The following is a 22413-nucleotide window of genomic DNA, read 5'->3' as shown; positions in this document are numbered from 1 at the left end:
TCAGGCGTCCTCCGCACTGCCGAGGAAGTGGAAGCCCGGACGGGGATGCATCAGGAAGTCGTGGTGCGAGATGTTCCAGGCGTACGCACCGGCCACCCCGAACACCACCCGGTCGCCGGCCCGGAGCCCCGGCGCCGGCACGTCACGCGCGAGGACGTCCTTGGGCGTACACAGCTGGCCGGTGACGGTGACGCGGTCGCCCTCGGCCGCAGACCGGGGCCAGGGGTGCGGCCAGGGCTCGTCGGAGGGCAGTACCGTGCAGGGCTGGTCGTGGCCCTTGGTGGCCGGAGTGCGCAGGTGGTGGGTGCCGCCCCGGACCACGGCGAAGTCCTCGCCGTGGCTGCGCTTCACATCCAGCACCTCGGTGGCGTACCAGCCGCAGTAGGCGGTGAGCGCGCGGCCCGGCTCGATGCGCAGCGTGAGATCGGGGTGGGCGGCGGCGAGCCGGTCCAGCCCCGCGCCGAACGCCGCCCAGTCGAAGCGGGCCTCGGGCTCGGCGTAATCGACGGCCATCCCGCCGCCGATGGTCACCTCCGACAGGGTGATGCGGTGGCGCTCGGCGAGCCGTACGGACCAGGTCACGATGGCCCCGGCGACGGCGAGCTGCTCGGGAGCCTCCAGGCCGCTCGCCAAGTGGGCGTGGATTCCGCGCAGTTCGAGGTGCGGGTAGGTGCCGTCGGTGAGGAGTGCGACCACGTCGTCCGCCTGCGCCGGGTCCAGGCCGAAGGGGGTGGGGCGGCCGCCCATGGCCAGGGAGCTGCCGTCCAGCGAGCCGTCGTCGACGGACAGGTTGAAGCGGGCCAGCACCGCGATGCGGCGCTCCGGGGCGAGGCGGGCGGCGAGGTCCGCGAGCATGTGCAGCTCGTAGACGCTCTCCACATGGAAGCGCTCCACGCCGAGCTCCAGCGCCTGGGCGACCTCCGCGGGCGTCTTGCCGGGGCCGCCGAAGGCCAGCGGCGCACCGGGTACGGCCTTGCCGACGTGCGCCAGTTCGCCGCCCGAGGAGACCTCGTAGCCGTCGACGTAAGGGCGCAGGGCGGACAGGATCTCCGGTTCCGGATTGGCCTTGGCCGCGTAGTACAGCTCCACCCGCTCGGGCAGCGCGGCCCGCACCCCGGCCACGTGCTCGCGCAGCGCCGTCAGGTCGTAGAGGTAGGCGGGCAGTTCCTCGGGCCGCAGCGCCGTCACGCGGGCGCGGACCGCGGGGGTGGGGAGGGTCATCGAGCGCTCCAGGGGGTGGTGTCGTCGGTCCGCACGGCGCCGGTCAGGACGGCTTCGGCGAGCGGCGAGGGCAGCGGGACGTAGCCGGCTTCCCGGTCGGCCTTGCGCTCCCAGCGGGTCATCAGATTGGCCTTGGCGGGCAGCGGCACCCCGGCCAGCAGGGCGGCCAGCCGCGGCGGGCAGCCGTGGCGGTCGGCGTGCGCCTGGAGGGTGCGGCGCACCTGGGCCCACAGCTCGGCCTCGATGCCCGGGTGCAGATCGGCGAGCGCGGCCAGCATCTCGGCCACGTGGTTGACCAGCAGGCAGTACACGACGCGGTCCCAGCCGCGCTGCGCGTCGTAACTCATGGGTGCCGCGATCGCCTCGGGCAGCGACGCGAGCAGGTCGGTGTGGTGTTCCGGGACGAGCTTGGTGCCCTCCAGGTCGCGGAAGAGCACCTGCGCGGGCATGCCGTCGCCGTCGACGCACACCAGCACGTTCTGCAGGTGCGGTTCCAGGACCACGCCGTGGTCGAAGTACGCGGCGAGCACCGGCGGGAGGAGCAGGTTGAGGTACGCCGCCCACCACTCCAGCGCGGCCTGCGGGCCGGCGCCGTCCAGGAGGCGGGAGACATGGGCCGCGCTGGTCGGGTACTCGTCGGCGACGGCGGCCGCCAGCAGCGGGGTGGTGCCGGGCAGCAGCCGCCGGGACAGCCCCTCGCGGACGATGACACCGAACCCTTCGAGCAGCTCGGTCTCCGGCAGGCCGTCCGGTCCCGGCAGCGCCAGGCTGCGGTACGCGGGCTCGCGGAGAACGGCGCTACCGGGGAAGCGGGTGGCCAGGTCGGTGAGGACCGGCTCCAGCAGACGGGTCAGCGCGACGGCGCCGGACAGCTCGTAACTGGCGTTCTTGCGCAGGCAGTTGGTGATGCGCACGTTCAGGCTGAACTTCAGGAAGGACGCGCCGTCGAAGAGCGTGCGGACGGACGCGGTCGCGGCGAACGGCGTCGTGCCGGTCCCCAGCACCCGGATGTCGCCCTGGTCCAGCGCCTCGCGCAGGCCCGGATGGTCGCGCAGCAGCTCGTACTGCCAGGGGTGGACGGGCAGCAGCCGGAAGCCGTCCGGCACGTCGGTGTGCAGCGCGTCCAGGGCCGCGGTGGCGTCGGCCTCGGCCGCCTCCTCGGCGATCAACTCGTCGCGGACGGCGAGCAGCAGCAGCGGGAAGGACGCCCCGGCCTCCGGCGCGTACGACTGCCAGGATGCGGGGTCACCCGTACGCGCCTTGGGAGTGGGGTGGAACCGGTGGCCGAAGAGCAGCGCCTGCTCGGAGGCCAGGTAGGCGGCGAGCCAGTCCCCGTCCGCCGCGCCCGACTCGGCCCGCCGCGGCACGTCGCGCGAGGCGAGCGCGGCCGCGACGGCCTGATGGCTGGAGGCGATCTGCGCGAGGAACTCCTCGTTGGCCACGCCGGTGCGCAGCGACAGCTCCGCGTGCACGTACTCGGCCAGCCGGCCCCAGCCGAGCTCGGCCCAGCCGTCCTCGGCCTGCTCGGTCACCGGGCCGGTGAAGCGGTGCGCGCCGATCAGGGACGTACGGCGCAGCGCCACCCGCAGCAGCACCCCGCGCCGGGGGAGCCTGATCAGCAGATGGCCGGTGTCGACGGCGGTCTGGTGCTCAGGCCCGCTGACCTCGCGGAGCAAGCAGTTCAGCAGGGTGTGCGCCACGACGTGGTCGGCGGTGGGCAGACCGGCGGGGGAGGCGGGGGCCGGGGCGGTGCCGGGCGAATTGGTCAGCGAGGGCATCGGGGGCTCCAGCGGGTGCGGGGGAGACGGGGCGAAAGAGCGGGGAGGGTGGTCGCGAGCACGGTGACCACGGCTATCGCGGTGCCGGTCAGGACGGGTGCGGACGGGCCGAACCAGTCGTTGCCTGCCGCGGCGGCCAGGCCGGCGGCGACCGCGCCGGCCTTGGAGAAGAACTCGATCGAGCCGAACAGCCCGCCGGGCGCACGGCCCTTGGCGCAGTCGGCGGCCAGCACCGACAGACAGACCAGCCCGAGGGTGAGGCCGGCGCCGAGCACCAGCCGTACGGCGATGAAGGCGGGGAGCGAGTCGGCGGCGCCGTGGCCGGCCAGACCCAGCGCGATACAGCCGAAGCCGAGCGCGATGCCGAGGCGGGGGCGGGTCCGGAAGACGGAGTGCACCGCCATCGCCGCGAGGAGGTAGCACATGTGCGGCAGGGCGAACAGCACGCCGGACACCATCGGGCCGGTCCCCGGGAGCCGTTCCTTGATCAGGGAGATCAGGTAGGGAAAGGAGATGACGGTGGAGAACACGAACGCGAACTCCAGCGCGTACAGGGTGCGCAGGGAGCCGAACCGGGCACGCGGTGCCGGCTCGGCCGCGGCGGCCTCCGCGGCCATCGCCACCTCTGCCGACTCGGTGGCCGTGGCCTCCGCGGCGGACCGGTCGGGTCCTTGCGCGCCGGCCGGGGACCGGGGCGGCTCCGGGAGCGCCGCCAGCATCAGGGCGGCGGCCAGCGGGAGCACGGCCAGCAGCGCGTACTGGCGGTGCGGGGACAGCCACGGCGTCAGCGAGCCGACGACGATCGGCGCGAAGACCAGTGCCGCGCGGGCGCTGCCCTGCATCAGCGTGAGCGCCCGGGACAGTGCGTTGCCCTCCAGCGCCGCACCCAGATAGCCGTTGGACGCGGCGAAGGTGCCGCCCAGGACGCCTTGCAGACACAGCGCCGCGGCGAAGGTGCCGATCGAGTCGGCCCAGCCGGCCAGCAGGAACGCCGCGGCGAGCCCCAACTGCGCCCGCAGCAGCAGCCGTTTGCGGCCGAAGCGGTCGGCGAGCCGCCCCCACAGGGGCGCGCCGAGGGCACCGAAGATGGTGGGGACGATGTAGAGCAGCCCGGCCCAGCGGGCCGCGCCGTCGCCCAGCTCGGGCAGGATCTCGGTGAGGTACGGCGGCAGGCCGAGGGCGGCGAAGGACGCCACGAAGTAGCAGCCCGCCACGGCGTGTACCTGGCGGCGGGCGAGCGCGGGACGGGTCTTGGTCTCGACGGCGTCCGGAGCGGCCTGGCGGCGTCGCGTAGCGGTGATCATCGGCACATCTCTGTGGGAAGCAGGTAGTTGGGGCCGGTCGTGTAGTGCTTGTTGATGTCGGCGGCGCCCGAGCGCTCCTTGGACAGCAGGGTCCCGGCGCTGACCATCGCCTTGACCGGGAGTTCCGGCGCGTCCAGGAGGTGGGCGCGCAGCGCGGCGCCGGGCTCACCCGGTGCGGTGCCCTGCCGCTCGACGGCCTCGGCGAGTCGCTCGCGGACCAGGCCGAGCAGCTGTCCGAGGGGCGCGCGGCCCTGCCGGGCGAGCCCGAAGGCATAGGAGCCCGCGCACAGATGGACGGTGATCGTGGCGAACATGTCCAGGATCGGCCGGTCGCTGTCGGTGAAGATCCGCGGGTCGGCGAAGGCGGCGGGGTCCGGGGCGTCGTCCCCGAGCGTGTCCCGCAGCCGGGCGGTGTGCAGACGTGGTGCGTCGTTGTCCTTGAACAGCAGCCGCAGCCGGGTGCGGCCCGCCGCCCGGTCCAGCACCAAAGAGATGTTCTGCTGGTGCGACTCCAGGGCGATGCCGTAGCCGAAGAGGGTGGTCTGCCAGTCGAAGAGCAGGGTCAGGCAGGCGTCCAGCAGGGCGAGCGGGTCACCGTCGTAGAAGCGCTCGGCGAGATGGTCGATGACCGGCCTGCCGCCCGGCGCCCGGCTCAGCAGGGCGGCCATCGGCACCACGACACTGTCGTCGAGACCGGCCGGGTAGCGGCGGCACAGCACGGCGAGCAGCTCGTGCTCGGCGTGCGCGTAGACGGTCTCGTCGGCTTGCAGGATCGATTCCATGAACCGCGGCTCGCGGGCGATCACGGTCTCCAGGAGCCGTTGGCCCGCCGCGCCGTCGATGAGCGTACGGGGCTTGATGGTCCGCCGGTTGCGCAGCCCGAGCGTGGCCGTGGCCAGCGGCAGCTTCAGGTGCAGCCGCGGGTCGGCGTCCGGCGCCACCGTGCGCATCGACAGGGTCGGCACCGCGGAGAGCAGCGCGCGCTCGGACAGGACCGCGTCCTGCTCCAGACCGGTCTCGCGCAGGGCGTCGCGCAGCGGGTCGCCGAGGCTCAACGGGTGTACGGGCAGCGCCAGATGGCTGCCGTCGAGGTGCGGCAGGCCCAGCGCCGCCGGCGTCGGCCAGAAGTCGGGCAGCGCCGCTTCGCCGCCCGTCACGGCCACCGCGGTGCGCGGCAGCGCGAGCCAGCGCAGCGCAAACCGCGGATGGAACTCGGGTGCGTAGGAACGCAGTTGCCGCTCGTCCAGACCGGAGCGGCCGCGTGCGGTGGGGTAGACGGGGTGATCGAGCCGCGCCGCCAGCGTGTCGTACGCCAGGCCGCCGGAGAGGCCGGACCAGGCGCCGGGGTCCGACCCGTGGCGCTCCGTCAGTTCCGCGTCGGTCTCCGCCCGCGTCCGGCTGTGCAGCCGCATGGTCGCCAGGGTCTGCCGGCACTCCTCGGCGAAGGCGTCGAAGCCCTCGTGGTCGGCCGGGTCGGCGAGTGCGCGCAGCGCGGCGAGCACGTCATCGGTGGTGGTCAGCCGGGTGCCGTCGGTCTCGCGGACCACCAGGGGCAGCCGGGCCGCGTAGGTGCTCTGGTAGCCGTCCGCGCCGAGCGGAAGCAGCAGGGCCGCCGCGTCCGGGTCCGCGGGCAGCCGCAGCCAGGGGCCGTCCGGCCGCTCCAGCAGCGTGCTGCGGCTGCGCAGGCCGACGACGTCCTCGCGCAGCAGCGCGCTCAGCACGCGCCGCAGCAGCTCCGCCTCCTCGTCCGCGCCGGCGGCCGGGTCCGCGCCGAGGTCCTCGGTGGTGTCGGTCGCGGCGGTCATGACGATATCTCCCAGCGCTCGGCGGCGAAGAAGCCGTCGGACGCGCGGTCCACGGCGCCGCCGTCGGTGCCGGTGGCCCGCAGGACCCCGAGGTAGTCGCGGTTGGTGCGGTACAGCGGGTGCTCCGCGCCGACCGGGCGCAGCGGCCGGTAGGTCAGCCGTACGCCGTCCACCGTGCGGTCCGTGGCGGCGGGCGCCGCGGTGAGCGTCCCGGCCCGGTCCGCGCGGGCGTACTCCAGCCGGCCCGCACCGTCGCGCCGCGCACCGAGGTCGGCGGGCAGCGGCTCGCCCAGATGCGTCCGCAGGATGTGCTCGAACAGCGGGATGTCCAGGACCTGCGCCAGGAGCAGATCGCACTGGTCGCCGATGGCGCGGTAGTTCACCTCGATCAGCCGCGCGCGGCCCTCGTGGACCACGAACTCGGTGTGGCACGCGCCGAAACCGACACCCAGGGCGTCGAGTTGGGCCAGCACCTGCGCCTGGACCGGCTCCGGGTGCGCCGCGACGAAGTCGTGCCGCTCCTCGATGAACGCCGGCGGCGCCGAGACGGTCGTGTGGAAGCCGCCCAGGACGTGGCGTACCCGGCCGTCGCCGAGCGTCTCCAGGGTGTGCAGCTCACCGGCGAGGAACTCCTCGGCGACCAGCGCGGCCTGCGGGCGCCGCGCCTGGATCTCCTTGGCGCGCGCCACCAGCTCCTCGGGACCCGCGGCCAGCATCACGTCCTCGCTCGCCACTCCCTCGCGGGGCTTGACGACACAGGGGTAGGGCAGGCCGGCGGCGGTGAGCGTGGACGGGTCCTGGCCGGCGGCGAGTTCCGCGGACCGGACGGTGTCGACGCCGGCCGCGGCGAGGTGGCGCCGCATCTCGGCCTTGTTCTTGGCGCGCAGCGCGGCCCGCCAGTCCTTGCCGGGGAGCTCGAAGTAGTCGGCGGCCAGGGCCGCTTGGGTCTGGAGGTGGTCGCTGTTGGTGAACACCGCGTCGGGGCGGTGGTGGGTGGCGATGCGGTTGATGACGGCGCGGAAGTCGTGGACGTCGCACTCCAGGACTTCGGTCTGCGGACAGGCCCGGCGGTGCGCCTCGGGCTGGTCCGTGAGGATCGTGACCGTCAGCCCCAGGCGGGTGGCGGCGGGCAGGAAGCCCTCGGTGACCGAGTCGGTGGGGTTGAGAGCGAGCAGATACATCCGCATGAGCGGGGCCCCTTCGGGATCGGGGGTGGTGCGGGGGGACGAGGGGGTGAGGGTCGGGGGTGGGCCGTGGGGACGGCGGCCCACCCCCTGGGGTTCAGCTCTTGGGCAGCTGCACGCCGGTGGCCTTGGCCACGTCGGCGAGCATGTGCTCGGCCGCCTGGATGCCGATGCCCGACATCCACGTCTCGTCCGGCACGTCGAAGACCTTGTGGTCCTTGACGGCGTTCAGGTCCTTCCAGACCGGGTTGGACGTGACGTCCTTCTTCTGGGTCTTGTCGGGGTCGTCCGCGACGGTCACGAAGACCAGGTCCGCCTCGGCCTTGTCGATCTCCTCCGGGCTGACGTCCAGCATGGTCTTGACCGGGTCGGTGGAGCTCTGCGACTTGGGGCGGGCCAGACCGATGTCGTTCAGGACCACGCCGCTGTAGGAGGACTTCTGGTACAGGCGCGTCGGGCCGGCCACGAAGCGCACGACCGAGGCGGACGGCATCTTGCCGTCGTACTTCTTCTTGATGGCCTCACCCAGGGCCTTGGCGCGGGCCTCGTACTCCTTGAGCTTCTTGTCGGCTTCCTTCTCCAGGCCCAGCGCCTTGGCGTGCACCTTCAGGTTGGCCTTCCACGGCCCGCCGGTGGTCTCGGTGAAGACGGTCGGGGCGATGGCCTTGAGCTTGTCGTAGATCTTCTCGTGCCGGACCTTGGAGGACAGGATGACGTCGGGCTTGAGCGCGGCGATCTTCTCCAGGTTCGGCTCCAGCAGCGGGCCGACGTCCGTGACGCCCTTGATCTCGTCCTTGAGGTAGGTGGGGAAGCCGCCCTCGGTCTTCATGTGCGGAGAGACGGCGCCGACCGGCGTGATGCCCAGCGTGGTGACGTCGTCGAGCTCGCCGGTGTCCAGGACGACGACGCGCTTCGGCTTCGCGGGGATCTCCGCGCCGCCCATGGCGTCCTTGACGGTGCGCGGGAAGGCACCGGAGCCGGCGCCGTCCTTCGCGTCGTCGTCCGAGGACTTGGCGCCGCCGCAGGCGGCCAGGCCGGCGGTGCCCAGGACGACGGCGAGCAGCGCGGCGAGCAGCCGGCTGATGCCGCGGAAAGTGAGTCTGCTGAACATGAGGGTGTCGGTTTCCTTACGGGGAGCGGAGACTGACGCTCTTTCGAGCGCGGGACAGTGCTCGTGGGGGAGAGCGGGGCGGTCAGGCGGAGACGGCGGTGTGCCGCAACGCCCGGCCCTTGGGGACGACCAGCGGGGTGCCGGTCTCGGGATCGGGGATCACCCGGCAGTCCACGTCGAACACGGATTTGACCAGCTCCGCGTCGAGCACATCCGCCGGGGCGCCGGCCGCGGCCAGCTGCCCGTCCTTGAGGACCACGAGGTGATCCGCGTAGCGGGCGGCCTGCCCGAGGTCGTGCAGCACCATCACCACGGTGCGGCCCGCCTCGGCGTGCAGCGCGGCGACCAGGTCGAGGACATCGAGCTGATGCCGCAGGTCGAGGAAGGTGGTGGGCTCGTCGAGCAGGAGGAGGTCGGTGTCCTGGGCCAGCGCGAGGGCGATCCAGGCACGCTGCCGCTGGCCGCCGGAGAGCTGGTCGACCGGCTGGTCGCGCAGCACGTCGGTGCCGGTGCGCGCCAGCGCCTCCTCCACCGCCTGCTGGTCGGACGCCGACCAGGGGCTCAGCAGCCGCTGGTGCGGATAGCGTCCGAGCCGTACGAGGGCCTCGACGGTGATCGCGTCGGGGGTCACCGGCTGCTGCGGGAGCAGGCCCATGCGCAGCGCGAGGGTGCGGGCCGGCATCCGGTGGATGTCCGCGCCGTCCAGTGCGACGGTGCCCGAGGACGGCGCCAGCAGCCGCGTCAGACCGCGCAACAGGGTGGATTTGCCACAGGCGTTGGGGCCGACGACGGCGGTGACGGCGCCGCCGGGCAGCACCAGGTCGAGGTTCTCGACGATCAGCCGGTCGCCGTAGCGCAGGTCGAGTCCGTGCGTGGAGAGCTGGTTGGCGGTCATCGGGCACTCCTGTTGACGGAACTGCTCTGACGGATCATCAGGGCCAGGAGCCACGGCGCGCCCAGGGTGGCGGTGACCACCCCGACCGGCAGTCCGCTCACCGGCAGCAGATGCTGCGCCACCAGATCGGAGGCGAGCAGCAGGATGGAGCCGGCCAGGCCGGAGAGCGCCAGCGTCCCGGCGGTCGGCGGTCCGGCGGCGAACCGCACCATGTGCGGTACGGCCAGCGCGACGAAGGCGACCGGGCCGGTGAGGGCCGCGGCCAGGGAGGCCAGCACCACGGCCGTCACCAGCACCTGGAGGCGGGCGGCGCTGGTGTGCAGGCCGAGCGCCCCCGCCGAGTCGTCGCCCAGGTCGAGGACCGCCAGCCGGCGGTGCAGCAGGAAGGCGACGACGAGGGCCAGGGCCACCGCCGCGCCCGCCACCCAGACCTCGGTCCAGGTCCGCCCGTATACCGAGCCGGTCGTCCACTGCAGGGCGGAGCCGGCCAGTTCGGTCGGGAAGCTGACGACCATGAAGTTCACCGCGGCGGCCAGCCCCGCCTGCACGGCGAGTCCGACGAGCACCAGCCGGGTGACGTTGACCCCGGCGCGCCAGGCGAACACCGCGAGCAGCGCCGCGGCGAGCAGCCCGCCGCCGAGCGCGGCCAGCGGGATCAGCGCCTGCGAGGCGCCCGTGGCGAGCATCGCCACGGCACCGAACGAGGCGCCGCCGGTCACGCCCATCACGTCGGGAGAGGCGAGCGGGTTGCGGAACAGCCGCTGGAGGAGCGCACCGGCCACGGCCAGGCCGATACCCGCGACGACCGCCGCGGCCATGCGCGGGGCACGGAACTCCTGGACGATGAGCACGGTGCCGGGATCGCCCAGCCCGAGCAGGCCCTTGACGGCGTCGACCGGTGCGAGCGGCATGTCGCCGTTGGCGACGGAAACCGTGATCAGGACGAGGAGCACCAGCACGCCGCCGAGGGCGAGCAGGGGAGTGCGGAGCGCGGCGGGGCGCCGCCCGGCGGGCCGGACGGCGGACACCTTGTCGGTACCCACGGTGTCGGTCATCGGGCCACCTTCCGGGCCAGCAGCGCCAGCAGCGGCGCGCCGAGGAAGGCGCTGATGATGCCGACCTGCAGCTCGGAGGGGCGGATGACGATCCGTCCGAGGATGTCGGCGGTGAGCAGCAGCAGCGGTCCCGCGATCAGGCAGCCGGGCACCACGATGCGGTGGTCGGAGGAGCGGAACAGCTGGCGTACGAGGTGCGGGGCCGCCAGGCCGATGAACGCCAGCGGGCCGGCCACGGCGACCGCGGAACCGGCGAGCAGCACGACGGCGAGGCCGCCGGCCGTTCTGATCCGCGCCACCGGCACACCGAGCGCCTGCGCGGAGTCGTCGCCGAGCGCCAGCGCGTTCAGCGCCGGGGTGATGGCCAGCGCGATGACCAGTCCGATCACCAGGGTCGGCAGCACGGGATAGAGCACGGAGAGCGGGCGCTCGGACAGCGAACCGGCCAGCCAGAACCGGGCCTCGTCCAGCGACCGCTTGCTGGCCAGCATCACCGTCGAGGTCCACGAGAGCAGGACGAGTTGGAGGACCGTGCCGCCCAGCGCGAGGCGTACCGGGTCGAGGTCGCCGGCGCGCCGGGCAAGGGCCTGGGCGAACAGCGCGGCGGCCGCCGCGCCGGCGAAGGCGAACCAGAGGTATTCGGCGGGGCGCGTCAGATGCAGCGCGAAGATGGCGGTGACCACCGCGAAGCCGGCACCGGCGTTGATGCCGAGGGTGGTCGGTGAGGCGAGCGGGTTGCGGGTGACGCCCTGGACGACCGCTCCGGCCACACCGAGGGCCGCGCCGACCGCGAGCGCGACGACGGTGCGCGGCAGCCGGAGGCCCGTGACCACGATGGCGTCCCGCCCGTGGGCGGTGCCTGACAGGGCATCGAGCACGGTGGACAGCGGCACGGACCGCGCGCCGAGGGCGAGGCTCAGGGCCGCGCAGACCACGAGCGCGCAGACCCCGACCGCGAACAGCGGGATGCGCCGCAAGGTCTTGGCGGTGGGTTGCGTGCCGGGCACGGGGGGTGCCGTGGCGGCTGGTTTGATCGTGGACACGCGTCGTTACATTAGGTTAGGCATACCTAAAACTGCAAGTACGGGTGTACAGAAACGGTCAACTATCCGTTTTGCCCACCGGTGGCTGCTACCGCCCGCGGGCCATGGGTTCTTGACCTCGCGTGAGCGGCGGAGCCTGCGACGCGCGGGCGGCGGACCACCCGCACCCTCCCGCCTTCCCCGGCTTCGCCCTTCGAAGCCTGCGAGCTGCTCCATCCCTCTGCGGTCGCCCCGGGGCGCGTCCTCCGGTCTGATGGAGGAGCGGGCGGCCGGGGTGTCGTCGCGGAGTTTGCGCCCTTTCGTCGATACGAAAGGGGAGTCGTTGCACCCTTTGGCCTTCGTTGTGCTCTTGTGACGTACCGGCCGCGGTCGCGTACCGCCCGCCCGACGGTGGCCGGGGCCGCTCGGCCGGGCGGCTCGGGCACGCCGACGTCCGGCCGTGTTCCCACAGTTGAGGAGCGTCATGAACCCCAGCACTCCCCGGATCGCGGTCATCGGCGGCGGCCTCGGCGGCCTGCTCTGCGCCGGCGTCCTCCAGCGGGAGGGCCGGCCGGTCACCGTCTTCGAACGCGAGGCGTCGGCCGACACCCGTCCCCAGGGCGGCGCGCTGGTCCTGGAGGCGACCTCCGGGCGGGCGGCCCTGCGCGCGGCAGGGCTCGACGACGCATTCCACGCCCTCGCCCGCCCCGGTGGGCGGGAGACGCGACTGCTGGACCACACCGGCGCCCTGGTGCGCCGCGACCTGCCCGCGGACGGCGGGGACCACCGGCCCGAGATCGACCGCGTGGACCTGCGCCGTCTGCTGCTGGACTCCCTCACCCCCGGGACCGTCCGCTGGGGCCGCTACCTGAGCACACTCCACCCGCTGGGCGACGGCACCCACAAGGCCGTCTTCGACGGCGGGCACACCGAGACCTTCGACCTGGTCATCGGCGCCGACGGAGCCTGGTCCCGGGTGCGGCCCCTGCTGTCGGACGACACTCCCCACTACTCGGGCGTCACCTTCGTCGAAATCGGTTTCGACGACGTCGACGCCCGCCACCCGGCCATCGCCCGGCTGGTCGGCGACGGCAGCATGATGGCGCTGTCCGGCGGCAAGGGGCTGATCGCCCACCGCGACGGACGCGGCCACATCCGCGCGTACATCGCCTTCCGCGGCTCCCAGGACTGGATGCTGGAGCGCGGCGTGAACATCCACGACACCGAGGACATGCGCGCCGCGCTGCTCGACGCCTTCGCCGGCTGGGACAGCACCCTGCTCGCGCTGCTACGGGAGAACGACGGCGGATTCCTCAACCAGCCGCTGTTCGCCCTGCCGGTGCCGCACACCTGGCCGCACACCCCGGGCCTGACACTGCTCGGGGACGCCGCGCATCTGATGACGCCGTTCTCCGGCAAGGGCGTCGATCTCGCCCTGCTCGACGGCCGCGACCTCGCCCGCTCCCTCATCCGCCACGCCGATCCGGAGACCGCGCTACGGGACTACGAGTCGGTCATGCTGCCCCGCTCCGCCGAGGCGGCCGAGGCCGCCGCGCTCGACCTGAACAACGCCATCGCCGCCGACGTACCGCACGGCGCCACGCGGCACCTCTTCCGCCGCCACTGACCGGCCCGTGGCCGCCACGCCGGGCGAGGCACGGCCGTGCGGAGCGGTCAAGTGCCCTGCCTTCCATGTCTGTTCGCGGCGCATGCTCGGGGGAACGTCCGTGCGACCGCCGGATCCGCGCCCCGGACGGCCCCCGCGCCCAGCAGCTCCCGTACGACAGGTACGTCTCGCGGCCCGCGCGCCCCGGCCGCCCTCCGGTTGCGGCGGCGCCCCGCCCCCCGCACGATCGGCAGCGTACGGAATACGGACTGCGGTGTACGGATGCGCGAACGCCCCGGCGGGTGCGGTGCGGGGGAGCCGTCCGGCCGCGCGGACGAACGGAACAGACGGTGCAGATCACTGAGCCCACTGCCGGAGCACCGTGCTGGGTCGAGCTGGCCACCGCGGATCCGGACGCCGCCAAGGTGTACTACCGCGAGGTGTTCGGCTGGCGAGTGGAGACCGACCCGCGCCCTGAAGCCGGCGGCTACACGATGCTCTCCCTGGGCGGCGCGCCGGTGGCCGCGCTGACTCCGCTGTACGCACCGGGCCGCCCGACCGCGTGGACCGTCTCGTTCGGGACCCGGGACGCCGACGCGTCGGCCGCCGCGGCCACAAAGGCCGGCGGCACCCTGCTGATGGAGCCGATGGACGTCTTCGACCTGGGGCGCTTCGCCGTCCTCGCCGACCCGGCGGGTGCCGTCTTCGCCCTGTGGCAGGCCCGTTCCTTCGCCGGCGCCGCCGTGTTCGGCGCACCCGGCTCGCTCGGCTGGGTCGAACTCGCCACCCCGGACCCCGAGGGCGCCCGCACCTTCTACCCGCGGGTCTTCGGCTGGACCGTCAACACCGGCGACGCGTACACGCAGTGGGGCGTCGAGGGTGCCGACTTCGGCGGGATGAGCCTCCTGGACGACCGTTACCCGGGCGATATGCCCGCGAACTGGATGCCCTACTTCGCCGTGGCCGACGTCGACGCGACCGCCGCCCGCGCCGCCGAGGCCGGCGGCACGCTCCTGGTGCCCGCGATGGACGTGCCGGACGGCCCAAGGGTCGCCATGATCCGGGACCCCCAGGGCGGTGTCTTCGGGATCCACCGCGCCAGTGCCGAAGGGTGAGCCGCGGCCCGCGGTGAGGTGACGCCCGTCGCGTGCCCGACACGCCGGAGCCGCGGCAAACTTGACGCCGCCGCCGGTGTGGGCCGGCGCCCGGCCGGAGCGCGGCGCCCGGCACCGGCCGCAAGGCCCCGACTTCCCGCTGTCCGGGCGCACTTGATCCGTCACACGATCGGCTCCTTGGCCGTCGTTTCAGCACATTTTTCTATGATTTTGCGCGTAATGTCGATCTCGCGCCCAATGGGTCGCATTGCGCGTCAAGAACAGGAGACACCTATGTCCACGACCGACACCCTCGTGGCCCGCGGCAGAACGCTCGCAGCCGGTGCGGGCGCACTGGCCACGGCTGCCGCTCTCGGTGCCACGCTGCTCGCTGCGGCGCCGGCCCAGGCCCAGGCCGTGCCGGCGAAGCCGTACGGCACCGTCACCGCGAAGACCGGCCTCAACGAGCGTCAGTACCCCAGCACGGACTCCTCCGTGAAGGGCTTCCTCCACTACCGCGCGCAGGTCGGCCTGGTCTGCAAGGTCCGCGCCCAGAACATCGCGGGGAATGACGTCTGGTACCTGATCCGTGGACCCCACGCGAACTGGATCGCGGCGAAGTACGTGACCAACACCGGCTACGTCAAGTACTGCAAGGACGCCATGCCCAGCCGGATGCTGCCCGACGCGGCCGCGAAGAACGCCATGGGCTGATCTCCGCCGACCGCGGCCGCACGGGCCGCGGGTCGCTCCGCAGGATGTGCGCAAGGCCCGGCTGGGCACCTCGGGAAGGTTCCGGGCGCCGAGCCGGGCTTCGGTGCGGACGCGCCGGCGGTCGCCGGCGCAAGGGAGTAGGGGGGCCCGGGGCGCGGCGCCGGGCAGGGCGCGCCGAGGGAGGTCCCGATCTCGTGCACCCCGCGGTGGCCCGTGTAAGGCTGAGCCAGGATCAGCGGACCGTGCGAGGAAGGACGGAGTGCCGTGCAGATCGATCTCGCCGACAAGACCGCTCTGGTGACCGGTTCGACGCAGGGCATCGGGGCGGCCATCGCCGCCGGCCTGGCCCGTTCCGGGGCCCGGGTCGCGGTGAACGGGCGCAGCGAGCAGTCCGTGGACGCCGCGCTGGACCGGCTGCGCGGGGAGGTGCCGGACGCGGAGTTCGTCGCCGCGCCGGGCGACATCGGGAACGACAGCGGCTTCCAGCAGGTCCTCGACGCCGTGCCGCAGGTCGACATTCTCGTCAACAACCTGGGCATCTTCGGTGCCAAGCCCGCCCTGGAGATCGACGACGCCGAGTGGCGGCAGTACTTCGAGATCAATGTGCTGACCGCGGTCCGGATGATCCGCGCCTACCTCCCGGGCATGATGGTCCGTGGCTGGGGGCGCATCCAGAACATCGCCAGCGACTCCGCCGTGGTGATCCCCGCGGAGATGATCCAGTACGGCATGTCCAAGACCGCGCTGCTGGCGGTCTCCCGGGGCTTCGCCAAGGAGGCCGCGGGGACCGGGGTGTGCGTGAACTCCGTCATCGCCGGCCCGACCCACACCGGAGGGGTCGAGGACTTCGTCCACGACCTCGTCGGCCGGGACCTGTCCTGGCACGAGGCGCAGCGCACCTTCATGCGTGAGCACCGCCCGCAGTCGCTGCTCCAGCGGCTGATCGAGCCGGAGGAGATCGCGCACATGGTGGTCTATCTCAGCTCCCCGTTCGCCTCGGCGACCACCGGGGCGGCGGTCCGCGTCGACGGTGGTTACGTCGACTCGATCGTCCCCTGACCCGGGCAGGCCCCGACCGCCCGGGGGTGGCCGCTGCCACGGGCGCGACGGCCCTCGCGGACCGCTGCCCGCGCCCTTCCGTATTTCTGGAACGCGTTCTACTGTGCCCCTCGATCCGGTATCCGACGGGCCGTCAGAAGCCCGGTGAACGCCGGGCCGGACGACGGGACCGGACGAACTGGAGGGGCCGTGCACCTCGAATACACCCCCGAGCAGCAGCAACTGCGCGCCGAGCTGCGGACGTACTTCGCCGAACTGGTGCCGGACAACGCCTACGCCCGCTCCCGAGGCTCCCAGGACTCCCGAGAACCTCAAGGCGCCCAAGCCCAGCCCGCCGCGGGCCGCCCTGCCGCGGCCGCGCAGAAGCGCTTCTACCGGGAGACCGTGCGCAGGCTGGGCGCGGACGGCCGGCTCGGCATCGGCTGGCCCAAGGAGTTCGGCGGGCGCGGCATGAGCCCGATGGAACAGTTCATCTTCTTCGACGAGGCCGCGCAGGCGGGCGTTCCGCTGCCGCTGATGGCCCTGAACACCGTCGGACCGACGATCATGCAGTACGGCACCGATGAGCAGAAGGCGTACTTCCTGCCCAGGATTCTCTCCGGTGAGATCGACTTCGCCATCGGCTACAGCGAACCGGACGCCGGTACCGACCTCGCCGCCCTCAAAACCCGCGCCGTACGCAAGGGGGACGAGGAGACCGGCCATTACGTCGTCAACGGGCAGAAGATCTGGACCACCAACGGCGACACCGCCGACTGGGTGTGGCTCGCGGTACGCACCACCCCGGTGGAGCCGGGGACCCCGCCCCACAAGGGCATCACCATGCTCCTCGTGCCGACCTCGGACCCCGGCTACTCCTGCACGGTGATCAACACGCTCGCCTCGCACGACACCACCGCCAGTTACTACGAGAACGTCGTCGTCCCCGCCGCCCGCCGGGTCGGCCCGGAGAACAAGGGCTGGCGGATCATCACCAATCAGCTCAACCACGAGCGGGTCACCCTCGCCGCACACGGCACCATGGCCATCCGGGCGCTGCACGACGTCCAGCGCTGGGCCGCCGACACCGAACTCACCGACGGACGGCGGGTCATCGACCTCGGATGGGTACGCGGCCGCTTGGCCCGTACGCACACCCGGCTGGACGCCATGAAGCTGCTGAACTGGCAGATGGTCGACGCCCTCCAGCAGGGCACCCTCACCCCGCAGGACGCCTCCGCGGTCAAGGTCTACGGCTCCGAGGCCCGCCGCGACGCGTACGCCTGGCTGATGGAGGTCGTCGCGGCAGCCGGCCCGCTCAAGGAGGGCTCGGCGGGCGCCGTCCTCCACGGAGAACTCGAACGCGGCTACCGCTCCGCCGTCATCTTCACCTTCGGCGGTGGCAACAACGAGATCCAGCGCGAGATCATCTCGTGGATCGGCCTCGGGATGCCCCGGGTACGGCGCTGACACAGCGACGCGGCGCCGCCCGCCCCGCACATTCCGGGCACCGTGCGGCGACGCGGGCGCCGTGGCCGCCCAGCGCCCCTACAAGCTGCGCCCTTCCGCCGCCATACTGGACCGGCAGACACGCAGGGGGAGCTGCGCGACGGAACGCGGGGACGGGGGCGGGGCTGCGCGATGGCGGAAAGCAGGCTGATCCAGGGGCGCTACCGGCTGCTCGAGACGATCGGGCGCGGCGGCATGGGCGAGGTGTGGCGCGCCCGCGACGAGTCGCTGGGCCGCCAGGTCGCCGTGAAATGCCTCAAGCCGATGGGACCGCGCCACGAACCGAACTTCCTTCAGGTGCTGCGCGAGCGCTTCCGGCGCGAGGCCAGGGTCGCTGCCGCCCTGCAGCACCGCGGGATCACCGTCGTCCACGACTTCGGGGAGGAGGACGGCACCCTCTTCCTCGTCATGGAGCTGCTCAACGGCCGCAATCTCAGCCAGCTGCTGGACGACAACCGGCGCCAGCCGCTGCCCGTCGCGGATGTCATCGAGATCGCGGAGCAGCTCACCGCCGCACTCGCCTACACCCATGAACAAGAGGTCGTGCACCGCGACTTGAAGCCGGCGAACATCGTGCGGATCACCGACGGTACGGTCAAGATCTGCGACTTCGGCATCGCCCGCCTGGGCCACGACATCGGCTTCACCGCCCGGCTGACCGGCACCGGCATCGCCATGGGGACCCCGCACTACATGTCGCCCGAGCAGATCGGCGCCGGCACCGTCGACCACCGCAGCGACCTGTACTCCCTGGGCTGCGTGCTGTACGAGATCGCCACGGGAGCGCCGCCGTTCGACGTCGGCGACGCCTGGGCGGTGCTCGTCGGCCATCGCGACACCGTTCCGGCGCCGCTGCGGGCGCGGCGCGCGGACCTGCCGGAAGCCTACGACCACATCGTCCTCGACCTGCTCGCCAAGGACCCGGACGACCGGCCGCGGGACGCCGACGAACTGGGCAAACGCCTCGCCGACGCCCGTCGTTCGGACAGCGGCCGCAGCGCGGGGCGGGCGGACGCGGACGCGACCGCGCCGACCCTGCTCCTGCCCTCCTGGACCCTGGGGATGACCACGGGTTCCCCGGCGAGCAGTGCCCGGCCGCCCCTGATGAATCCGCCGGGGCGTGCCACGGCGGCCCTCGACCGTTCCTGGACCACCGGTGCCGGCCCGCTGCGCGGCGCTGCGCCCCAGGCTGCCACGGACGCCCGTCCGGGGCGGCCCCTCGACCGGCTCACCGCTCTCGCCGAGCGGCACGGCACCGGGCTGGAGCTGGGCCGGGGCGGCCGCTGGGCGGAAGCGGGCGAGGTGCACCACGCGGTCGCCGCCGAACGCGAGCAGCTCCTCGGCCCCGATCACCCCGACACCCTCACCAGCCGCTTCGAGGCGGGCCGCGCCCTCGGCCGTACGGGACGACCCGACGCGGCACTCAGCGCCTGCGAGCAGGTCGCCGCCGTCCGTGCGCGCACCTTGGGCGCCGACCACCCCGACACCCTCGCGGCCCGGCAGGAGGTCGGTGTCAGCCTCGACAGGCTGGGCCGGGGAGCGGAGGCGCTCACCGTCTTCCGCGACCTGGTCGCCGCCAGGACCCGCGTCCAGGGCGCGCTCGACATCGAGACACTGCGTGCCCGGCACGGCCTGGGCGTCAATCTCGGCCGGCTGGGCCGCTGGGAGGAGGCGCTCGTGGAGGCCCGTGAAGTGGCGGCGGCACGCGAGCGGGTCCTCGGCGCCGACCACCCCGACAGCCTGGTCAGCCGCCGGGAGGTCGCCGTGGCACTCGGCTGGCTGGGCCGCTGGGGGGAGGCGCTGGACAGATACGGTCAGGTCGCCGACGCCCGGGAACGGGTCCTGGGCGCCGCGCATCCCGACGCGCTCGCCAGCCGCAGGGACGAGGCCCAGTGCCTGGACCGGCTCGGCCGGGCAGCGGAGGCGGCAGCCCTCTACCGCCGCGTCGCGCAACTGCGCCAGGAGCGTTCCGGGGTCCGGCGGTAGCGGGCGGCCGCCTCGTCCGCCCGGCGGGTCAGCGCGCGGTGACCCGGTAGAGGACGGTGGCGTGCGGCGGTACGTCCTTCGCGACGATCTCCCCGCCGCTGTTCGTGGTGCGGCCGCTGTGCAGCTCCCGCAGCCGGTAGGAACCGGCGTCCGGCAGGCCGGCCTCCTCGGCCGTGGTGGACAGCGTGCGCGGCGCGTTGCCCGAGTTGAACAGGGCGACGGCCCGGTCGCCGCTGTGCAGCGGCTTGGCGAGCACCGTCATTCCCGCCTCCTGCCGCACGACCTTGCCCTGGACGCCCAGCGGGTCCTGGTCGACGGCGATGACCTCCTTGTTCCCGAGCACCGCCAGGGCGGCCGGGGAGAGCTTGGCCAGATCCGTGCTGGAGATCAGCGGCGCGGCCATCATCGCCCACAGGGCCATCTGGCTGCGCATCTCGTCCGTGGTCAGCCCCGAGTCCCCAGCGAGCAGGAAGTCGGGGTCGTTCCAGCGGCCGGGGCGCTGGAGGTCGGCGAGACCCGCGTTGTAGGTGAAGTTGTAGACGATGGAGGACCACTTCTGGGTCGGCGACTGCTTCTCCAGCGCGACGTCCCGACCGCCCCGCCACAGGTTGCCGACCTCGGCGGACCAGCCGATGACCCGGTGCCACAGGCTCCGGCCGTCGAACTGGAAGTAGGCGGGCGCGGACACCGAGAAGGTCATCGGGCGGCCGGTGGCCGCCAGCGCCCGGCTCATCTGGCCGTACAGGTCGCGGTAGGTCTGCTCCTTGGTGCTCCCCGGGGCGGTGGGTACGTTGCAGCCGTCGGCCTTGACGTAGTCGACCTTCCAGCGCGCGAACAGCTCGGCGTCCTGCTGGAAGTGGCCCATGCTGCCCGGGTACTTCTCGCAGGTGAGCGTGCCGACGTCCTCGTAGATCCCGAACTTCAGCCCCATGGCGTGCAGTTGGCTGCCGAGGTGGGCCATGCCGTGCGGGAACCTCGCCGGGTCCGCGCGCAGCTCGCCCGAGGGGCCGCGCTGCTTCGCCATCCAGCAGTCGTCGACGGTGACGGTGTTGTAGCCCTTGCCCGCCAGGCCGGTACGCACCAGGGCCCGCGCGTTGTCGAGGATGACCTTCTCATTGATGTCGCACATGTAGTACGACCAGTTGTTCCAGCCCATCGGGGGCGTCGGAGCCAGATGCGGATACGGCTCCGCGGCACGCGGGACGAGGGACGCGCGGACCGGGTCGGGGGCCGCGGAGGCCGGGCCGGTGGCCGCGAGCAGCCCCACGGAGCAGGCGGCGACGGCGGCCAGCCCGGCGACGGTACGGCGGGGACGGGAAGCCGAGGGGTGGAACACAGGTCACCTCAGGAGTGGGCGGAGCGGCGCGGGGAGCGGGGCAACGGCCGGACGCTAGGAGTCGCCCGATGCCTGGTCAAGAAGCCCCACCGGCCGGGCCGGAGGATTCAGCCGCCTGCACCTGGCGACCGAGATCACCACGTGCTACCAAGGGGCATGCCGGAACGGACTTCGTATGACGCGGTCATCGTCGGCGGCGGCCACAACGGGCTGGTCGCCGCCGCCTACCTCGCACGCGCCGGGCGCAGCGTGCTCGTACTGGAGAGGCTGGACCACACCGGGGGCGCCGCCGTCTCGACGAGGGCGTTCGCCGGTCTCGACGCCCGGCTGTCCCGCTACTCCTACCTCGTCAGCCTGCTGCCGCCGAAGATCGTGCGGGACCTCGGGCTGAACTTCTCGGTCCGAAAGCGCACCGTATCCTCCTACACCCCCGTCGAACGCGACGGCCGCCCCACCGGCCTGCTGGTGGGTGGCGGCCCGGACCGCACCCGTGAGGCATTCGCCCGACTCACCGGATCCGACCGGGAGTTCAGCGCCTGGCAGAGCTTCTACGGCAGCAACCGGCGCCTCGCGGAGCGGGTCTTCCCCACGCTCACCGAGCCGCTGCCGACCCGCGACGCGCTGCGTGCCAGGATCGACGACGAGCCCCTCTGGGAAGCACTGTTCGAACGGCCCCTGGGCGAGGCGGTCGAGGCGGCCTTCGCCGACGACCTGGTGCGGGGCGTGGTGCTCACCGATGCCCTGATCGGTACCTTCGCCGCCGCCCACGACCCGTCACTGCGGCAGAACCGCTGCTTCCTCTACCACGTCATCGGCGGCGGCACCGGCGACTGGGACGTCCCGATCGGCGGCATGGGGGCGCTCACCGACGCGCTTGCCGGGGCCGCCCGCCGGGCCGGGGCGGAGATCGTCACCGACTGCGCGGTGACCGGTATCGCGACGGACGGCCGTACGGCGGAGGTGACCTGCGAGCAGGGCACGGTCGGCGCGCGCCGGGTGCTGGTCAACGCCGCCCCACGGGAACTGGCCAGGCTGCTGGGCGAGGAGCCGCCACCGGCCGCGGAGGGTGCCCAGCTCAAGGTGAACATGCTGCTCACCCGCCTGCCGCGGCTGCGTGATACCGGGGTGGACCCGCGGGAGGCGTTCTCCGGGACGTTCCATGTGGCCGAGGGATACGGTCAGTTGGAAGCCGCGTATCAGCAGGCCGCGTCCGGTGAGCTGCCGGCCGCGCCGCCGTCCGAGATCTACTGTCACTCCCTGACCGACCCTTCGATCCTCGGTGAGGAGCTGGTCCGCCAGGGCTGGCAGACGCTCACGCTCTTCGGACTGCACACCCCGGCGAGCCTGTTCACCGCCGACAACGACGCCACCCGCGAGCGGCTGCTCGCCGCCACGCTCGGTCAGCTGGACGCCCACCTCGCCGAGCCGCTCACCGACTGCCTGGCGTACGACACCGATGGCCGGCCGTGCATCGAGGCGCGCACCCCGGTGGACCTGGACCGGGAGCTGGGGCTGCCGGGCGGCAACATCTTCCACCGCGAGCTGGCCTTCCCGTACGCCGATCCCGACGGCGCCGACGGCGCCACGGGCGCGGCGGCGACCGCGCCGGGCCGCTGGGGCGTGGCCACCGCGCACGCCAATGTGCTGCTGTGCGGTGCGGGCGCGGTGCGCGGCGGGGGAGTGAGCGGGATCCCCGGGCACAACGCGGCGATGGCGGTGCTCGAAGAGGGCTGACGAAGGGGACTGACGGCGGAC

At 73.1% G+C, this 22413-nt stretch carries 17 protein-coding genes; 7 read left to right on the top strand and 10 right to left on the bottom strand.

The features are described 5' to 3' along the window. The 9 genes from ACH4FH_RS26285 to ACH4FH_RS26245 form a co-directional block, all read right to left on the bottom strand. Nucleotides 1–1221 (bottom strand): type III PLP-dependent enzyme, encoded by a 1221-nt coding sequence (locus ACH4FH_RS26285; protein ID WP_398558362.1) that lies wholly within the window; start codon nucleotides 1219–1221, stop codon nucleotides 1–3. Continuing rightward, nucleotides 1218–2999, bottom strand: coding sequence for an IucA/IucC family protein (locus tag ACH4FH_RS26280; RefSeq protein ID WP_398558361.1), 1782 nt, complete (start codon nucleotides 2997–2999; stop codon nucleotides 1218–1220). The genes ACH4FH_RS26285 and ACH4FH_RS26280 overlap by 4 nt, the downstream gene beginning before the upstream one ends. Beyond that, nucleotides 2987–4303: an MFS transporter gene (locus ACH4FH_RS26275; protein WP_398558360.1), complete on the bottom strand. Its 1317-nt coding sequence runs from the start codon at nucleotides 4301–4303 to the stop codon at nucleotides 2987–2989. Before ACH4FH_RS26275 ends, ACH4FH_RS26280 begins: the two co-directional genes overlap by 13 nt. Then, entirely contained in the window at nucleotides 4300–6108 is a 1809-nt protein-coding gene (locus ACH4FH_RS26270; RefSeq protein ID WP_398558359.1) for an IucA/IucC family protein, read from the bottom strand. The genes ACH4FH_RS26275 and ACH4FH_RS26270 overlap by 4 nt, the downstream gene beginning before the upstream one ends. Further along, on the bottom strand, nucleotides 6105–7295 hold the full coding sequence (locus ACH4FH_RS26265; protein ID WP_398558358.1) for an acetyl-CoA carboxylase biotin carboxylase subunit family protein: 1191 nt from the start codon (nucleotides 7293–7295) through the stop codon (nucleotides 6105–6107). The genes ACH4FH_RS26270 and ACH4FH_RS26265 overlap by 4 nt, the downstream gene beginning before the upstream one ends. Before the next feature lie 94 nt (nucleotides 7296–7389). Further along, nucleotides 7390–8403 carry an ABC transporter substrate-binding protein gene (locus ACH4FH_RS26260; RefSeq protein WP_398558357.1) on the bottom strand — a complete coding sequence of 338 codons (1014 nt, stop codon included), beginning with the start codon at nucleotides 8401–8403 and terminating at the stop codon, nucleotides 7390–7392. A gap of 82 nt (nucleotides 8404–8485) precedes the next feature. Then, the gene (locus ACH4FH_RS26255) at nucleotides 8486–9298 is read right to left on the bottom strand and encodes an ABC transporter ATP-binding protein (protein ID WP_398558356.1); all 813 of its coding nucleotides are present in this window, start codon (nucleotides 9296–9298) and stop codon (nucleotides 8486–8488) included. Further along, entirely contained in the window at nucleotides 9295–10353 is a 1059-nt protein-coding gene (locus ACH4FH_RS26250; RefSeq protein ID WP_398558355.1) for a FecCD family ABC transporter permease, read from the bottom strand. The genes ACH4FH_RS26255 and ACH4FH_RS26250 overlap by 4 nt, the downstream gene beginning before the upstream one ends. Then, nucleotides 10350–11321 carry a FecCD family ABC transporter permease gene (locus ACH4FH_RS26245; RefSeq protein ID WP_398558469.1) on the bottom strand — a complete coding sequence of 324 codons (972 nt, stop codon included), beginning with the start codon at nucleotides 11319–11321 and terminating at the stop codon, nucleotides 10350–10352. Before ACH4FH_RS26245 ends, ACH4FH_RS26250 begins: the two co-directional genes overlap by 4 nt. A 538-nt stretch (nucleotides 11322–11859) precedes the next feature. Between ACH4FH_RS26245 and ACH4FH_RS26240 the strand changes: the two genes are divergently transcribed. From ACH4FH_RS26240 to ACH4FH_RS26215, 6 genes are all read left to right on the top strand, one after another. Then, on the top strand, nucleotides 11860–13002 hold the full coding sequence (locus tag ACH4FH_RS26240; RefSeq protein WP_398558354.1) for an FAD-dependent oxidoreductase: 1143 nt from the start codon (nucleotides 11860–11862) through the stop codon (nucleotides 13000–13002). Between the two features lie 329 nt (nucleotides 13003–13331). Beyond that, entirely contained in the window at nucleotides 13332–14096 is a 765-nt protein-coding gene (locus ACH4FH_RS26235) for a VOC family protein (RefSeq protein ID WP_398558353.1), read from the top strand. Nucleotides 14097–14369: 273 nt separating this feature from the next. Continuing rightward, on the top strand, nucleotides 14370–14789 hold the full coding sequence (locus ACH4FH_RS26230) for an SH3 domain-containing protein (protein ID WP_398558352.1): 420 nt from the start codon (nucleotides 14370–14372) through the stop codon (nucleotides 14787–14789). 264 nt (nucleotides 14790–15053) lie between these two features. After that, nucleotides 15054–15848, top strand: a complete 795-nt coding sequence (locus tag ACH4FH_RS26225) for an SDR family NAD(P)-dependent oxidoreductase (protein WP_398558351.1) — start codon at nucleotides 15054–15056, stop codon at nucleotides 15846–15848. A 189-nt stretch (nucleotides 15849–16037) separates the two neighbouring features. After that, complete coding sequence (locus ACH4FH_RS26220; protein WP_398558350.1) at nucleotides 16038–17297, top strand: acyl-CoA dehydrogenase family protein; 1260 nt, start codon at nucleotides 16038–16040, stop codon at nucleotides 17295–17297. Nucleotides 17298–17468: 171 nt separating this feature from the next. Continuing rightward, complete coding sequence (locus ACH4FH_RS26215; RefSeq protein WP_398558349.1) at nucleotides 17469–19322, top strand: protein kinase; 1854 nt, start codon at nucleotides 17469–17471, stop codon at nucleotides 19320–19322. Between the two features lie 28 nt (nucleotides 19323–19350). Here ACH4FH_RS26215 and ACH4FH_RS26210 read toward each other — a convergent pair whose 3' ends face one another. Then, entirely contained in the window at nucleotides 19351–20658 is a 1308-nt protein-coding gene (locus tag ACH4FH_RS26210) for a glycoside hydrolase family 27 protein (protein ID WP_398558348.1), read from the bottom strand. A 156-nt stretch (nucleotides 20659–20814) separates the two neighbouring features. Between ACH4FH_RS26210 and ACH4FH_RS26205 the strand changes: the two genes are divergently transcribed. Then, a complete protein-coding gene (locus tag ACH4FH_RS26205) occupies nucleotides 20815–22392 on the top strand; it encodes a phytoene desaturase family protein (protein WP_398558347.1) in 1578 nt (525 codons plus the stop codon). Nucleotides 22393–22413 lie beyond the last annotated feature (21 nt).

It is taken from the genome of Streptomyces sp. NPDC017993, assembly GCF_044328065.1.
Taxonomy (GTDB): Bacteria; Actinomycetota; Actinomycetes; order Streptomycetales; family Streptomycetaceae; genus Streptomyces.
The sequence above is the reverse complement of the archived record's forward strand: the minus strand, read 5'-3'. Positions and strand labels throughout refer to the sequence as shown.